We start from the raw sequence: 15,072 nt of genomic DNA, 5'->3' as shown, positions 1-15,072 counted from the left end.
ATGGCAGACACGCAAATCAAGAACATTGTCCTTTTCGCCTCCGGTTCCGGAAGCAATGCCCAGCGCATTTTAGAATACTTCCAGGATCACCCAAATATCCGCGTCGCGGCCCTTTTTTCCAACAATCCGGAAGCTTACGCTTTAAAACGTGCCGAGAATTTTAACGTGCCAGCCTTTACGTTTACCCGCGCTGAATTCAAAGACGGAACGGTGCTGGAAAAAGTAAAAAGCTTTAACCCGGAATTAATCGTGCTGGCCGGTTTCCTGTGGCTCATGCCGGAAGGTTTCGTAAAGGAGTTTCACAATAAGATCATTAACATTCATCCGGCTTTGCTTCCGAAGTTTGGCGGCAAAGGTATGTACGGTCATCACGTACACGCCGCCGTAGTAGCCGCCCAGGAGGCCGAATCTGGAATCACAATTCATTACGTAAACGAGAATTTCGACGAAGGCGAAGCTATTTTGCAGGAACGCTGCGCGGTGAGGCCGGGAGATACGCCGGAAGAAGTGGCTGCGCGCGTATTGGAGTTAGAACACAAACATTTTGCGCCCACCATTGAAAAACTCCTGAATGGTTAAATTGTTGAATGGCTGAACGGTTGAAAAACCTTCGGCCATTTTTGATTTTAAAAGTATTGAAATAAAGCGCGCTGATCCGGATTTATAAATCTGTATCTTACCTGTAGCTGGTCTATTGATCCGCGAGATCGAATCACAGCTACGGGGATTGATAAACCCGTGGCAGGTTGCTTCCGGATGAAAACATCCGGAAGAGCGGAAAAGAGCGGAAACTTAAAGAAAAATTCTGTAGCGTAGGGTTTAAACTCTATGCTACGGAATATAAGAAATAGCACATTAGCCCATTAAACAATTAGCACATTATACCAATGAATCATCCTGTTAAAATTAAATCTGCGCTGGTTTCGGTTTATTACAAAGACAAACTCGAGCCGCTTGTTCATTTTCTGAAAGCGCAGGGCGTGCAGTTTTACTCTACCGGCGGCACCCAGACTTTCCTGGAAGAGCAGGGCGCCAGCGTTACGGCCGTAGAAAACCTCACCGATTATCCGGCTATTTTTGGCGGTCGCGTGAAAACGCTGCACCCGAAAGTTTTTGGTGGCATTCTGCACCGCCGCGATAACGATTCGGATAAAGACGAAGTGGCGAAGTACGAGATTCCAACCTTCGATCTGGTAATTGTAGACCTGTATCCGTTCGAAGAAACCGTAGCGTCTGGCGCGGCTGAGCAGGATATTATCGAGAAGATCGACATCGGCGGAATTTCGTTGATCCGCGCAGCAGCCAAGAATTTTAACGATGTGGTAATTCTTTCTTCCAAAGACCAGTACACCGAATTGCTGGAGATCCTGGAAAAACAGAACGGCGAAACTTCTTTGGAAGATCGTAAGAAATTCGCGGCCAAAGCGTTCAATACTTCTTCGCACTACGATACGCACATTTTCAATTACCTGAACGGCGCGGCGGCCAACGAACCGGCTTTCAAACAAAGCATCAAGCAGGCTACGCCGCTGCGTTACGGCGAAAATCCTCACCAATCGGCTACGTTCTTCGGCGATCTGGAAGCACTTTTCGAGCAACTGAACGGCAAGCAATTGTCTTACAACAACCTGGTAGACGTAGATGCTGCCGTTGCCATTATGGCGGAATTTAACGATAAACCGGCTTTTGCCATTCTGAAACACACCAATGCCTGCGGCGTGGCCGTAGCCGATTCGCCGAAACAAGCGTACCTGAATGCCCTTTCCTGCGATCCGGTTTCAGCGTTTGGCGGGGTGATCATTTCGAACAAAGCCATCGATCTGGAAACTGCGGAAGAACTGAACAAACTTTTCTTTGAAGTTTTAATCGCGCCGGAATTTGCGGCCGATGCTTTGGAATTATTGAAGTCTAAAAAGAACCGCATCTTGCTGAAACAGAACGAGGTTGAACTTTCCAAAAAGCAATTTAAAACCCTGCTGAACGGCGTAATTGAGCAAGACAAAGACCTGCAAACCGAAACCGAAGCTGATTTCAAACCAGTAACGAACCGCGTTGCTACAGATGAAGAAAAACGTGCTTTGGTTTTCGCTGCCAAAGTTTGCAAGCACACCAAAAGCAATACCATCGTTTTAGCGAAAGAAAACCAGCTTCTAGCCAGTGGCGTAGGCCAGACTTCCCGCGTAGATGCGCTTCGCCAGGCCATCGAAAAAGCAAAAAGCTTCGGCTTCGATCTGAATGGCGCCGTTATGGCTTCCGATGCGTTCTTCCCGTTCCCGGACTGCGTGGAAATTGCAGACCAGGCCGGCATTGTAGCCGTAGTTCAGCCAGGCGGTTCCATCAAAGACCAGGATAGTATAGACTACTGCAACGCACACAACATGGCTATGGTAATGACTGGCGTGCGCCACTTCAAACACTAATATTGCTGAATTTCCATTGTTCAAACCTCACAGGTCTTCAAGACTTGTGAGGTTTTTTTGCATTCAAAACGCTATGGTTTTTACCATAAAAAGTCGAAGCCAAGTCTTAAGTTTTTACCTGTGAGTTTTTCAGCCCGAAACCATAGCGTTTTAGATCTGACTCAAGCACCAATATCCGCTATTTCGTTGATTTTCAGTTTCCGGCACTGAATTTGTTGCGCCCGACTGCGCCGTGAAATTGCACCGTAAAATCCAGGATTAAGTTAACAAGAGATAGTGCGTTGCGCTCAAAAATTAGCCCTGCGATATTTCCTTTAAATTGTTTAATTTCGCGTTCGGATAAGTGCGGGAATACGGTTTTGAGCCGGAGCGGACACTTTTAAAAAACCACTGTAAATGGGATTATTTAATTTTCTTACCAGCGATATAGCAATAGATTTGGGTACGGCCAATACCCTCATCATTCATAACGATAAAATTGTAGTCGACGAGCCTTCTATTATTGCCGTAGACCGCACCACTAATAAAGTGCTTGCCATCGGTCGTCAGGCTATGCAGATGCACGAAAAAACCCACGACAATATCAAAACCATTCGTCCTTTAAAAGACGGGGTAATTGCCGATTTTCACGCGGCGGAGCACATGATCCGCGGCATGATCAAGATGATCGATACGGGTAGTCGTTTGTTCCAGCCTTCGCACCGCATGGTTATTTGCATTCCGAGTGGCATTACCGAGGTGGAAAAACGGGCGGTTCGTGACTCGGCAGAGCACGCCGGCGCCAAGGAAGTTTGGATGATCCAGGAACCGATGGCCGCAGCTATTGGTATTGGCATTGACGTTGAGCAACCGATCGGTTCCATGATCGTGGATATCGGAGGTGGTACTACTGAAATTGCGGTTATTGCGCTTTCGGGTATTGTTTGCGACCAGTCTATCCGCGTGGCCGGCGATGTTTTCAACAAAGATATTCTGGACCACATGCGCCGCCAGCATAATCTGCTTATCGGAGAGCGTTCAGCAGAAAAAATCAAGATTGAAGTTGGTGCGGCTATTACTGACTTAGAAAATCCACCGGCTGACTACGAAATTCGTGGCCGCGACTTAATGACGGGTATTCCGAAAGTTATTAAAGTTACGTACCAGGAAATTGCCATTGCTTTAGATAAATCAGTTTCTAAAATTGAGGAAGCCGTGCTGAAAGCCCTGGAAATTGCCCCACCAGAACTTTCGGCGGATATTTACGATAACGGTATTCACTTAACGGGTGGTGGCGCGTTGCTGCGCGGTTTCGATCGTCGTCTTTCAGCTAAAACCAAACTGCCGATCCACATTGCGGAAGATCCGTTGCGTGCGGTTGTGCGCGGTACCGGTGCAGCCATTAAAAATATAGAAGGTTTCAGAAACGTACTGCTGAATTAAGCAGCTTTAAATGCGGAATTTAATCCAGTTTATATACCGTTTCCGGGCTTTTCTGGTATTCCTGATCCTTGAAGCTGTAAGTATTTACCTTTTGGTGCAGAATAATTCGTACCAGAACGCAGCTTTTTACAATTCAGCGAATACCTACGTGGGCAAAGTGCTGGAAATGCAAAGCAACGTAACCGATTATTTCCACTTAGTTACAGTAAACGAAAGTCTGGTGAAGGAAAATGCGCATTTGAAAGAAGCACTTTTCCGTGAACGCAAAATTGCCGGCGATACTTTACTGACCCGAATCGATAGCGTTATGACGCTGCGCGATACGCTGAACCGTCCGTTGCCGGTACCTTTCAAATTTACGGGTGCGAAGGTGATCAACAATTCAGTGCGGCGTACCAATAATTACTTTACGCTGAACATTGGTAGTTTGCAGGGCGTGCAGCCGGGCATGGGTGTGGTAGCCCCGGAAGGTATTGCGGGGCGGGTAAAAGCGGTTTCTGCTAATTATGCCACGGTAACCTCACTGCTGCATTCGCAAACTTTAATTTCGGGCAAGCTTACCCGCGATGGCACCTTTGGCACCGTAAAATGGGAAACCGGCGACGATGCCCATACTGCAACCTTAAATTATATTCCGCTGCACGTAAAAGTATTTAGAGGCGATACCGTTGTTTCTTCAGGCTACAATGCATTGTTTCCGGAGGGCATCATGATCGGGAAGGTGGTTTCGGTGAAGAAAGAAGCCGATAAAAGTTTCTTTACCATTAAAGTGAGGCTGGCGGTAGATTTTACCAAGCTTGGTTTTGTGTACGTGGTGAAGAATGTGAGTCAGGCTGAACGCGATTCCCTGGAAATGCCATTGCGGAAGAAAGGAGAAGAAGATGAATAAGCTTGGGTTAAGCCATTTGCTGCAATTCTTTATTTTTATTGCCTTGCAGGTTTTCCTGGTAAAATACCTGGTGCTGTTCGATACGGGTTTTTGCTATATTTATATAGCGTTTTTGCTATTTCTGCCCATTCAGCTGTCGCCGGTTATTTTGCTGCTCATGGGTTTTACCACCGGCATTACGGTAGATACTTTTTACGATACCGCGGGAATTCATGCGGGGTCTTGTGTGTTATTGGCTTATGTACGGCCATATGTGCTGCGGTTTTTAACGCCGCGCGACGAATACGATGCCAACGACTCGGTGAATGTAAGACTAATGGGCTGGGGCTGGTTTATTACTTATAGCCTCATTCTGATCTTCCTGCACCATTTGCTGCTCTTCTTTTTAGAACTGGGCGGCTTGAAAGTAGTAGGGTTTACGCTCTTAAAAGTCGTGGCTAGTACTTTGTATACATTTATGGTTGTAGTAATTTTGCAATTATTGTTTTTCTCTGCGCGCCGCGTGGCCCGATGAAGTACTTAGAAGACCGGAAATACGTTATACAGGCCATTTTTATTGTTGTGGCCGCCATCTATGCGCTGAAGCTTTTTTACATTCAGGTTATCGACAATAAGTATAAACTTGCTGCCGAGAACAATGCTATTCAGAAAAATATCCAGTACCCGTTCCGGGGGCTGATCTACGACCGTGATGGCCGACTGCTGGTACAGAACATGCCGGTTTACGACCTGATGGTGGTGCCCAAAGAAGCTAAAAATCCCGATACCTTACATTTCTGCAAGACTTTTGGCATAACGGTAGAAGAATTTCGCGAAAAGATCAAGACTGCCAAAACCTATTCTTACGTAAAGCCATCGCCGTTTTTAACCCGCCTTTCGCCGCAGGAATTTGCTTCCATTCAGGAATATCTCCCCGATTTTCCGGGTTTTTTCATTAATGCGCGTACCGTTCGGGGCTATACCCATCAAAGTCTGGCACATGCCTTGGGTTACATTGGGGAAATTAGTCCGGCCAAACTGGAGAAACCGGAATATGCCGGTTATTTGCCCGGCGATTATCTGGGTATTAGCGGCATAGAATCGGAGTATGAAAAATACCTGATGGGCAAGCGCGGCGTGAAATACAAAATGGTAAACGTGCGCGGCATCGACAAAGGCCCTTTCCGCGATGGCGAATACGATACGCTCTCGGTAGCCGGCGAAAACCTGGTGAGCACCATAGACCTTGAATTGCAACAGTACGGCGAAAAGCTGATGAAAGGCAAAGTAGGTTCGGTGGTGGCTATTGAACCCGCTACCGGCGAAATTCTGGCTTACGTTTCAGCGCCTGGCTACGATCCAAGTTTACTGACCGGTAAGGAATTCGGGAGAAATTATACCAAATTACAGCGCGATTCCTTAAAAACGCTTTTCAACCGGCCGATCATGGCAACGTACCCGCCGGGTTCGATCTTTAAACTGGTGCAGGCTTTGGTAGCCATGCAGGATGGTATCATTACGCCCAATACCGGTTTTCCGTGTAACCAGAACCTGGTAAAATGTTCGCACGGCCACGAAGCGCCCACTAATTTAAGAATTGCCATTAAACATTCCTGCAACCCCTATTTTTACCAGGTTTTCCGCAACGAAATTAACCAGGGCAAATCGCGGAATATTTTTGTGGATAGCCGGATTGGGTTGGATCATTGGCGGGAGCAGGTTTTAACGTTTGGTTTCGGCGATAAGCTGGGGATCGATCTGCCAAATGAGAAGAAAGGAATTGTAGCTTCTTCCAAACTTTATAATAAATATTACGGCGAAAACCGCTGGAAATTCTCGAACTTCTATTCGGTAAGTATCGGGCAAGGGGAAATGGGGGTTACGCCGCTGCAAATGGCTAATTTAATGGCTATTATGGCGAATCGTGGCTTTTATTATACCCCGCACATCATTCGTTCGGTTGGTGAAAAAGGGAAGCCGTTGCCTAAATATTCGCAGAAGCATTATACTTCCGTAGATCAGAAATATTTTGAACCGGTGCTGGATGGCATGGAAGATGTGGTAGCCCGCGGAACTGGTATTTATGCAAAATTAGCGCACGTTGGGATAACTGTTTTAGGTAAAACCGGAACGGCCGAAAACCCGCACGGCGATGACCACGCCGTTTTCGTAGCTTTTGCGCCGCGCGAAAATCCGAAAATTGCCATTGCAGTTTATATTGAGAATGCTGGTTTCGGCGCGATCTCCTCTGCACCGCTGGCCGGCTTAATGATCGAAAAATACCTGACCGATACCATTTCCAAGCCGCGGCAAGGCTGGGAAGACTGGGTGTTGGCCGGAAAATTCAAACCTAAAAAGAAACACTAATGGCCCTGACCCGATCTTCGAAACTCCGGCAGAGCCTTGACTGGCCAACGGTGTTCTTATATTTTTTAATGGTTGGCTTAGGCTGGCTAAACGTGTACGCGGCCGTTTACAGCCCCGACAACGTGATCAATATTTTCAGCTGGGATATAAATTCCGGCAAGCAGCTGGCTTGGATCGGTACTTCGGTACTTCTCATAATTGTAATTCTGGTAATAGATTACAAGGCTTACGATTCGCTGGCTTATATTATTTACGGCGGCATGATATTGCTTTTGCTGGCAACTCTTATTCTGGCTAACCCGATCAAAGGTTCCCGAAGTTGGCTGGAATTGGGAGCGGTGCGTTTACAACCCGCTGAATTTGCGAAGTTTGCTACTGCACTGGCGGTTTCCAAATTCCTGAGTAGCGTAAACTTACGGCAGCAAAACTGGCAGGATCACGCCAAACTTGTTTTCCTGACTTTGCTTCCGCCTTTCATTATTTTGTTGCAGAACGAAACGGGGTCGGCGCTGGTTTTCGGGGCTTTCCTGTTAGCTTATTTCCGCGAAGGCATGTCGCCGCTGATCCTGATCGTGGGTACCGTAGCGGTTGCGCTGTTTATTTCTACGCTGCTTTTTCCCAAACTTTATCTGATCCTGGTAATAACGGTGGGGCTTGGTTTATGGCTTTGGGCGAATCAACGAATCCTGATGCGGAAGTGGCCGATGATTCTGATGATCTATGGCGCGGCTATCGGGATGATCTTCAGCGTAGACTTTTTTGTGAATAATGTGTTGCAGGAGCACCAGCAGAACCGGATCAAAGCGCTTATCAGTCCGGAAGCGGACCCGCGGGGCTTTGGCTGGAATGTAACGCAAAGTAAAATCGCTATCGGCTCGGGTGGTTTCACAGGCAAAGGTTTTCTGGAAGGTACACAAACCAAATTCGATTTTGTGCCGGAGCAAAGCACCGACTTCATTTTCTGCACCATCGGCGAGGAGCATGGCTGGGTAGGAAGTGTGGTGGTAATTGGTTTGTTTATGCTGCTGCTAACCCGTATTGTGAAAATTGCGGAGCGTCAGAAATCGGTTTTCGGAAGGACTTACGGTTACTGCGTGGCTTCTATCATTTTCTTTCACTTCCTAGTAAATGTGGGTATGACCATTGGTTTGGCGCCGGTTGTGGGTATTCCGTTGCCGTTCTTCAGCTATGGCGGCTCTTCGCTGTGGTCATTCACAACTTTGCTGTTCATTTTGCTGGCTATAGACGCGAACCGCAAGCAAGACTTAACCCGTTAGTTTTTTGCTCGTTTTGCCTACCATTTTCGAATATTATTACCTCGGCGACCGCCACACCGATGAAGCTTTGCGCCAGGCAAAATGCCGCGCCGTGCGCAGACCCGATGGGAAATGTATAAGGGGTAAGAATGGCAGTATGCTGGTGGAGTTTGCTAATGGGAGGAAGATGGTGGTTGTGGGGAGGTTGTTGCGGAGATTAAAGTAATGGGGTTTTAATAGTTTTTAGGCTGAAAAGTATAGCGTTTTTTTGTCTTTCCCGTCATCTCGACGTGAGGAGAAATCTCTTCGGGTTGGAGTATTGTTTGCTATTGTGTTTTTAGGCTTGAAAGCATACCATTTTTGTCATCCTGAACGCTAGCGAAGGACCTCATCGGCGGGCTGCAGTTTTTGGGCTACAAAGGATAGCGCTTTTGAAATACCTTTTCTGCTAAACATCTGACTTCTCACTTTCATCGGCAATTTATTCCCTCAAGCCGGGCGGGCTTCGTTTCTGCGTTCGCGGCTGCAACCTTACCTGCCCTTCCGGGCTGGCTAAAGCCACCGGTAAGCTTGGAGGCCGCTCTCACAGAAACTGGTATCATTCCCCTTCGTAGTTAGCTTCTTTTATTTTAGCTTTCTTAATTAACGTGATTTTCGCGCGACGCTGCACTGGCGATATTGTGAGATTGAAATGTAAATGGTTCTAAATTCATTGTCGCCTGCTTTAGCTGACGGATTTAATGCTCCCCGCCTGGATAGGAGGGGTTTGGGTGGTTGATTTGCTCTGCTACTTACTTTTGAGGTGGAAGCCTGATTCAAACCAAATCCTGACCATCCCCAAAATCCTAAAAATCGTGTTCAAAGGCAAAATTCATTGCCGTTTGCAGGAGCAGATAAATTGAATTGCCACGCCTTTTAAGGCGTGGAGCACCAAAATCCATTAATCCTTAAATCTGACAAATCCCAATTCAGACAAACAAACCTATCCATAAAAAGAAACGGCTTCCTGTTTTAGAAAGCCGTTTCTTTTTATGTTATTCGTTATTTCTTATGTTTATTTCGTTGCTGATTCGATTTTTTGATGTAGGCCATGTGCTTTTTGCGGTCTTTGTTGCGGCTTTGTCTGAGTTTGGCGGTTTGTTTGCTCAGTTTGCGGGGCTTCATTTTCAGGGTAGTGGCATTCTTTGAATTTCCATCGCGGTCGCGGTCAGCAATGTTGGCAGTGGCGGTAAGGCCGGCGGCGTTAACTACAATAATTAACATGTAAATTATCCAGCGTTTCATTTTATTACTCCTTTCGTTTAGTGAATATTTAAAGGTTAAGCTGCTGAGAATGAACTGTAAATAGAGCAGCCTGACACTTTTAATTTTACGGGAGCTTCTGAAAAACGGAGTTGTACTTTTGCGATAAGAGTTTTGTGCCTGGAAAAGATAGCGTTTCTTAAATGTAAATATGCGGGCAAAAGAAAACCCGGTTCTAATCCTGAACCGGGTTTTTAAGCTTAAAAGCATAGCGTTTTAGCAAACTTTGAACTACGCGAATTTGCGTTCTATCAGGCGCAGCAGTTTGTTCAGGTGTTCTTCTTTTTTCACCCAGTTGTGTTTGGCCGCCAGCTCTTCCAGTAAAAAATGCTTCGCCGATTCGGCATCTGGTTTTGCGTCCAGGATCTGGATGGCTTCGTAGTATTCCAGGTTTTCGCCGTTAAAAAGTTCGTTTATGAAAGAAAAGCGCTGATTAATAGAAATAGATTCTTTCAGGCTTTCAATTTTACGGGTGTCTTTGTCGGCTAAGTTCGGCGTTTCCGGTTTCTTCAGCGTTTCGTTCAGGTTAGGCTTTTCGGTTTTGAATTTCTCGTAAAGCTTTACGTCTGGCTGGCTGGCTGGCGAAGGAGTGGCTGTGGTAACCGGCGGCATGGTTGCTGCCGGCGCCGGAATAGGTTGGGCAAGCGGTTGTATTGGCTCTGACTTTGGAAAAGAAGCCGGTCCGGTCGGGCCGGAAGCCGGAACTGTTGCTTTCTCAAAAACCGCATTGGTATCGGCCGCCGGAATATTATGCATCGGGCCGGAAGCCGGTTCCGGAGCGGCAGTGAAAGCTGTTTTTTCCGGAGCAGGGCTGGTTGAGGTAAATGCCGGCGCAACAGCTTTCTCCAGAATATCCTGTTTCGAGATGGGAAGCAGCGTGTTGAGTTGTTCCAGCAAGGCATCGGCAGGAGTGAGGTCGCGGTAATGCGCCTGCGTATAAAGCCGGAATTTCTGAAGCACCGCGGCTTTATCTAATGTTTGTGGTGGCAGCGTTTGCAGGAATTCGCTGAAATGCGTTTTGTTCAGGTCGAGGTATTTTATGTGGTCCTGCAATTTAGCCGGCGTAACTTCTTCCTGCACCTGCAAAAACTTCTCGTCGAAGCTTGTGCCCGGGTGCAGCACCAGGGTAAAAGTATCCAGGATGGCTTTCTGCAAAAGCGGCTCAAAGTGCGGGCGACGAATGAGGATCTTGCGCGAAAGCACGTTCATGAATTGCTTCAGGCTCGTTTTTACTTCTTCGTCTTCGAAATCGAAATACGGACTTTTCAGGTTAGCCATTTCGCGATTCCAGCTAATGAGCAGCTCTTTTATCACGAAAAGGTTAATTTGCTTAACCGGCGAAAACGTGATGAGTTGCTGGCCGTTGATGGTTTCGTGGTTTGCGAAATACCGGTCGCAAAGAAGTTTTGCGAGGTTGCGGCTGTACTGTTCCAGGCTTAATGTATTATATTTGTCTTCCATTACGATAGCTTCTGCGGGTAAAGATAAAAAAATATGGCAAATTTCACGGTGCAAAACCTGGCTAACCTCCGGGTTAACGTAAGCCCGCCGCAAACGGTTTTAAGCGCCATTCAGGCTACCGGCACCGACTGGATGCACGCCTGCGGAGCCAAAGGCCGTTGCACCACCTGCCGCATGCAGGTTTTAAGTGGCATGCAAAACCTGAGCCCCGAAACCGCCGCCGAATTAAAATACCGCGAAGCCGGCCGCCTGAAACCCACCGAACGCCTGACTTGCCAGTGTACGGTGCTGCAGGGCGAAGTTTCGGTTCGGGTGCCGAAAGCAACGCAATTGCCGCACCAAAAATACACGGGTTAATTGATTGAGAGATCAGAAAGGTTGGAGGTCGCTGCGTAGCGCTTTCAGTGCAGAAGAAAAGTCCCCCTTTGGAGGGGGTAGGGGGAGGATTTTTACGCATTTCTGATTTATTTTTCTGATAACGTGAAAATCCTCCCCCCAACCCCCTCCAAAGGGGGACAGCACATTAGCACATTAAAAAATTAGCACATTAAAAAATGTTCATAGAACCCCGCGTTGGAAACTCCACGCACATACACCGCCGCGGCTGGATAGAAGTGATCTGCGGCTCCATGTTTTCGGGCAAAACCGAAGAACTGATCCGAAGATTGAACCGCGCGAAGATTGCGAAACAGAAAGTAGAGATCTTTAAACCGGCCATCGATACGCGTTACCATGTGGAAGATGTGGTTTCGCATAATGCCAATGCTATTCGTTCTACGCCGGTAAGTTTTGCGCACGATATGTTGCTTTTAGGCTCTAGCTGCGATGTGGTAGGCATAGATGAAGCCCAGTTTTTTGACGAAGGCCTGGTAGACGTGTGCGTGCAGCTGGCCAACAGCGGCATAAGGGTTATTGCGGCAGGTCTTGATATGGATTATCTGGGCAAACCGTTCGGGCCGATGCCGGCTTTAATGGGCGTGGCCGAATACGTTACCAAAGTGCACGCGGTTTGCATGCAGTGTGGCGATATTGCTTCTTATTCGTTCCGGAACGCGGCTTCGGCGCAGAAAATTTTGTTAGGTGAAACCGATAGTTACGAAGCCCGCTGCCGCCATTGTTTTCTGGAAGGCATGAAAGGGAAGTCGTGAGTTTTGGCGTGTAAAACGCTACCGTTTTGAGGGGGAAAACCCGAAGGAATAAGAAAAGCCGCTCTGGAAAATTTCCGGGCGGCTTTTTTAGTTTTCAGGGCGAAAAGGATATAGTTTTATGCAGAGAAAAAATGAAGCCAATCTTTTATGTTATAGCTCAGGCAACGGTTTCAGGTTTTAATCCGACTATATTTATGTTGGCTAAACACTTTTAATAATGGCTTCATACTTTATTCCTTTTAATATTTGCTTTCCTAAAACCGGCAAGCAAATATTAAGAATCGTGTTATTTTTATTCTGCGTGCCTCTTTATGCCCAAGAGAAGCAAGGCGCCAACTGGTTGTTTGGGGGTGGCCAAGGTAGTTCTGGAGTCCCAGGAGTTCATCTTGATTTTAGTGCTTCTAAGTTACAACCCCAGCCTTTTATAAATAACCATCCTGGTACAGTAGGGGTTGCCACCATAAGCGATAAAAATGGCGAATTGCTTTTTTTCAGCAGTATTGGAAATGTAGCAACCCGACAAAAAGTAAACAATAAATATCAGCAAATGCCCAATGGTGATATTTTTAAAGCAGGAATTTCATATATGGGTACTTATGCAGAATTAATCATGCAAAACCCGCAGGACAGGCAGCGCTATTATATATTTCTTAATACCTTTTTCGATGAATTACAGGTGGCTGAAATAGACATGCGGCTGAACAACAGCTTTGGCGATGTAGTGCCGAATTCCTTAAAGTTACTGAGCACGCAGGTTGGCAGAGGCATGGCTGCTATGTTGCACCAAAACAACCGCGATTACTGGCTATTATCAATGAATTTTAGCGGGGATAGTTTGCTGGCATTCCCGGTCAATGCTAACGGCATCGGGGCACCAATAGTTTCGGCAATCAATAAAAAGCTATGGGCGGGCGGCAGGCTTAAAAGCTCCCCCAACAGCGAAATGCTGGTAGTATCGGGCAAGCAAAGCGTAGAAATATTTGGCTTTAACCGGCAAACGGGCAACGTATCGGCGCTTCACAGTTTAATTATACCTGATTCAGCTAAACAACAAGCTTTTTCCTTTTCCTTTTCCCCGAATAGTACTAAATTATATGTCGGAACGATGAGTAAGGTTAGTTCAAATGCTTCATACGCGCTTTTGCAATATGACTTGGCAGCCGGAAATAGTCCGCAAATCCAACAATCTGTAACCACTATTTATCATCCTTCATTCATTGGCTTTGGTCAAATACAAATATGGGACATGCAACTTGCCATGGATGGGAAAATCTACGCGGTAAGAGAGGATTCCACCAATACGCCACCACCATATTATCTGAGCCAGATCAGCTACCCGGATCAAAAAGGGATAGCTTGCGGTTTTAAGCTGAATACCATTCCTATCACTAGTATTGTAACAAGCCTTCCAGCCTTAAACCAAACGCTCTTCCGTAACGCGGGAATCTTGCAGGCACAGGCCAGCCGTGATACCATTTGCTACGGCGATTCGGTGCAGCTTTCGGCTTATGGCGCCGGAGCAGAGCGTTTCCGCTGGGAGCCTGCCAACGGTTTAACTGCGCCCAACGATACGCTGGCTAATCCGGTAGTCTGGCCAACAGCTACTACCACGTACCGGGTTATAGCTTCTTCGCCTTTTCGCACCGATACGGCTTTTGTAAAAGTGGTGGTGCGGTCTAATGCTGAACTGAAGGTAAGCGGCCCGGAGCAGGTTTACAGGTTTGCTGAAGATCAGGAATACCGGGTTTCCGGGCAAACTACCGGCAATGATTTGCACTGGCAGGTTTCCGGTGGTGAGATCGTTTCTGGGCAAGGCACCAACCGCATCCGGGTAAACTGGGGCGAAACTGCTGAAGCAACCGTAACGGTATTAGAAACTAATAAGGAAACCTGTGATTATGGAGCAACTTTAAAAGTAGAAATTGCCGGTTCGCTGCCGCCGGTTTTCTACAACATCATCACGCCCAACGCAGACCATAAAAACGATGCTTTTGTGATCGGGAACCTGAAAGGATACCCGGAAAATGAACTGGTTATCTACAACCGCTGGGGTGTGGAAGTTTTCCGGAGCCGCGATTATAAAAACGATTGGAAAGCTGAAAACCTAAGCAGTGGTGTTTACTATTACCGTTTTCAATCCGGCAAGCAAACCTGGAAGGGCTGGGTAGAAGTAGCGAAGTAGTTGTTAGTAAATAAAAAAAAGTCCCCCTTTGGAGGGGGTAGGGGGGAGGAATACACATTTCTGATCAACTATTGTAAAATCAGGTAATGTAAAAATCCTCCCCCCAGCCCCCTCCAAAGGGGGACAAAAATTCACCTTGATTTTTCATCCTAAAACGGTAGCGTTTTCAGAATAAAAACCCAATCCCCATATTTTAAAAATTGTAATATTCCGCTAAAGTTGAAAAGGAATTGCCTTCGCATTCCCTTCGGGGTAGGTTCGGTGCTCCTTGGGTGTTGTTGGGTGCTCCGAGCATAAAAAAAGGGCATTGCTGCCCTTTTGAATAATTGTACAAAACATAGTTTATAGCGTTCGGGTTTCTTTGCTCCTGTTGCCCGGCATATCCAGCGCCTGCACCGTAATTTTGTCGCCTACCTGCCGGAATACGATCGCCCCGCCAAGCGTACCGCTCAGCCCCTGGGTAATAATGTTCTTTTTTACGGTTGCCATATTATTTTAAGTTTGTTTTGGTAGCGAAACGCATTTTGTTGTTTTATGTTTTAATATTAAATGAATTTATTTATTATGCGGAGTAGCGTACCCTAGTTTTGCTGTTTGCCGGTTGGCTCTCTGGTTTTATTTCCATTAATAGACCTGCTGTTGATAA

Annotated in this window: 14 protein-coding genes; 11 read left to right on the top strand and 3 right to left on the bottom strand. The window is 46.7% G+C overall.

All coding sequences use genetic code 11. The features are described from left to right. The 8 genes from purN to ACFPIB_RS07720 all read left to right on the top strand — a co-directional run bounded on the left by purN (position 1) and on the right by ACFPIB_RS07720 (position 8,559). Entirely contained in the window at positions 1–579 is a 579-nt protein-coding gene (purN, locus tag ACFPIB_RS07755) for a phosphoribosylglycinamide formyltransferase (protein WP_378016868.1), read from the top strand. A gap of 308 nt (positions 580–887) precedes the next feature. Further along, a complete protein-coding gene (gene purH / locus ACFPIB_RS07750) occupies positions 888–2,420 on the top strand; it encodes a bifunctional phosphoribosylaminoimidazolecarboxamide formyltransferase/IMP cyclohydrolase (protein ID WP_378016867.1) in 1,533 nt (510 codons plus the stop codon). A 396-nt stretch (positions 2,421–2,816) separates the two neighbouring features. Further along, a complete protein-coding gene (locus tag ACFPIB_RS07745) occupies positions 2,817–3,842 on the top strand; it encodes a rod shape-determining protein (protein ID WP_378016866.1) in 1,026 nt (341 codons plus the stop codon). A gap of 10 nt (positions 3,843–3,852) precedes the next feature. Beyond that, positions 3,853–4,731: a rod shape-determining protein MreC gene (gene mreC, locus ACFPIB_RS07740; RefSeq protein ID WP_378016865.1), complete on the top strand. Its 879-nt coding sequence runs from the start codon at positions 3,853–3,855 to the stop codon at positions 4,729–4,731. Then, the gene (locus tag ACFPIB_RS07735; RefSeq protein WP_378016864.1) at positions 4,724–5,245 is read left to right on the top strand and encodes a hypothetical protein; all 522 of its coding nucleotides are present in this window, start codon (positions 4,724–4,726) and stop codon (positions 5,243–5,245) included. Before mreC ends, ACFPIB_RS07735 begins: the two co-directional genes overlap by 8 nt. Further along, the gene (gene mrdA, locus ACFPIB_RS07730) at positions 5,242–7,077 is read left to right on the top strand and encodes a penicillin-binding protein 2 (RefSeq protein ID WP_378016863.1); all 1,836 of its coding nucleotides are present in this window, start codon (positions 5,242–5,244) and stop codon (positions 7,075–7,077) included. The genes ACFPIB_RS07735 and mrdA overlap by 4 nt, the downstream gene beginning before the upstream one ends. Positions 7,078–7,082: 5 nt before the next feature. Beyond that, the gene (gene rodA / locus ACFPIB_RS07725) at positions 7,083–8,354 is read left to right on the top strand and encodes a rod shape-determining protein RodA (protein WP_417281657.1); all 1,272 of its coding nucleotides are present in this window, start codon (positions 7,083–7,085) and stop codon (positions 8,352–8,354) included. A 4-nt stretch (positions 8,355–8,358) separates the two neighbouring features. Then, a complete protein-coding gene (locus ACFPIB_RS07720) occupies positions 8,359–8,559 on the top strand; it encodes a hypothetical protein (protein WP_378016861.1) in 201 nt (66 codons plus the stop codon). An 815-nt stretch (positions 8,560–9,374) separates the two neighbouring features. Here the strand turns inward: ACFPIB_RS07720 and ACFPIB_RS07715 are convergent. Both ACFPIB_RS07715 and ACFPIB_RS07710 read right to left on the bottom strand, forming a co-directional pair. Then, positions 9,375–9,617 carry a hypothetical protein gene (locus tag ACFPIB_RS07715; RefSeq protein ID WP_378016860.1) on the bottom strand — a complete coding sequence of 81 codons (243 nt, stop codon included), beginning with the start codon at positions 9,615–9,617 and terminating at the stop codon, positions 9,375–9,377. Positions 9,618–9,866: 249 nt separating this feature from the next. After that, positions 9,867–11,096: a hypothetical protein gene (locus tag ACFPIB_RS07710; RefSeq protein WP_378016859.1), complete on the bottom strand. Its 1,230-nt coding sequence runs from the start codon at positions 11,094–11,096 to the stop codon at positions 9,867–9,869. A gap of 33 nt (positions 11,097–11,129) precedes the next feature. Between ACFPIB_RS07710 and ACFPIB_RS07705 the strand changes: the two genes are divergently transcribed. From ACFPIB_RS07705 to ACFPIB_RS07695, 3 genes are all read left to right on the top strand, one after another. Then, positions 11,130–11,453, top strand: a complete 324-nt coding sequence (locus tag ACFPIB_RS07705) for a 2Fe-2S iron-sulfur cluster-binding protein (protein WP_378016858.1) — start codon at positions 11,130–11,132, stop codon at positions 11,451–11,453. A 197-nt stretch (positions 11,454–11,650) separates the two neighbouring features. Further along, on the top strand, positions 11,651–12,244 hold the full coding sequence (locus tag ACFPIB_RS07700; protein ID WP_378016857.1) for a thymidine kinase: 594 nt from the start codon (positions 11,651–11,653) through the stop codon (positions 12,242–12,244). Between the two features lie 217 nt (positions 12,245–12,461). After that, a complete protein-coding gene (locus ACFPIB_RS07695) occupies positions 12,462–14,426 on the top strand; it encodes a T9SS type B sorting domain-containing protein (protein WP_378016856.1) in 1,965 nt (654 codons plus the stop codon). A gap of 342 nt (positions 14,427–14,768) precedes the next feature. Here the strand turns inward: ACFPIB_RS07695 and ACFPIB_RS07690 are convergent, their stop codons facing one another. Next, the gene (locus ACFPIB_RS07690) at positions 14,769–14,915 is read right to left on the bottom strand and encodes a hypothetical protein (RefSeq protein WP_378016855.1); all 147 of its coding nucleotides are present in this window, start codon (positions 14,913–14,915) and stop codon (positions 14,769–14,771) included. Between the last annotated feature and the right edge of the window lie 157 nt (positions 14,916–15,072).

The sequence above is a fragment of the Adhaeribacter terreus genome (assembly GCF_042657365.1).
GTDB classification, from domain to species: domain Bacteria; phylum Bacteroidota; class Bacteroidia; order Cytophagales; family Hymenobacteraceae; genus Adhaeribacter_A; species Adhaeribacter_A terreus.
Note: the sequence above shows the minus strand (reverse complement) of the source record. Positions and strands in the feature narration are given on the sequence as shown.

What these genes read in the sequence shown, in the direction of transcription:
- ACFPIB_RS07700 (WP_378016857.1), top strand. Translation starts at nt 11,651, where the DNA reads ATGTTCATAGAACCCCGCGTTGGAAACTCCACGCACATACACCGCCGC.
- ACFPIB_RS07710 (WP_378016859.1), bottom strand. Translation starts at nt 11,096, where the DNA reads ATGGAAGACAAATATAATACATTAAGCCTGGAACAGTACAGCCGCAAC.
- mrdA (WP_378016863.1), top strand. Translation starts at nt 5,242, where the DNA reads ATGAAGTACTTAGAAGACCGGAAATACGTTATACAGGCCATTTTTATT.
- purH (WP_378016867.1), top strand. Translation starts at nt 888, where the DNA reads ATGAATCATCCTGTTAAAATTAAATCTGCGCTGGTTTCGGTTTATTAC.
- ACFPIB_RS07745 (WP_378016866.1), top strand. Translation starts at nt 2,817, where the DNA reads ATGGGATTATTTAATTTTCTTACCAGCGATATAGCAATAGATTTGGGT.
- ACFPIB_RS07705 (WP_378016858.1), top strand. Translation starts at nt 11,130, where the DNA reads ATGGCAAATTTCACGGTGCAAAACCTGGCTAACCTCCGGGTTAACGTA.
- ACFPIB_RS07715 (WP_378016860.1), bottom strand. Translation starts at nt 9,617, where the DNA reads ATGAAACGCTGGATAATTTACATGTTAATTATTGTAGTTAACGCCGCC.
- ACFPIB_RS07735 (WP_378016864.1), top strand. Translation starts at nt 4,724, where the DNA reads ATGAATAAGCTTGGGTTAAGCCATTTGCTGCAATTCTTTATTTTTATT.
- ACFPIB_RS07695 (WP_378016856.1), top strand. Translation starts at nt 12,462, where the DNA reads ATGGCTTCATACTTTATTCCTTTTAATATTTGCTTTCCTAAAACCGGC.
- purN (WP_378016868.1), top strand. Translation starts at nt 1, where the DNA reads ATGGCAGACACGCAAATCAAGAACATTGTCCTTTTCGCCTCCGGTTCC.
- ACFPIB_RS07690 (WP_378016855.1), bottom strand. Translation starts at nt 14,915, where the DNA reads ATGGCAACCGTAAAAAAGAACATTATTACCCAGGGGCTGAGCGGTACG.
- mreC (WP_378016865.1), top strand. Translation starts at nt 3,853, where the DNA reads ATGCGGAATTTAATCCAGTTTATATACCGTTTCCGGGCTTTTCTGGTA.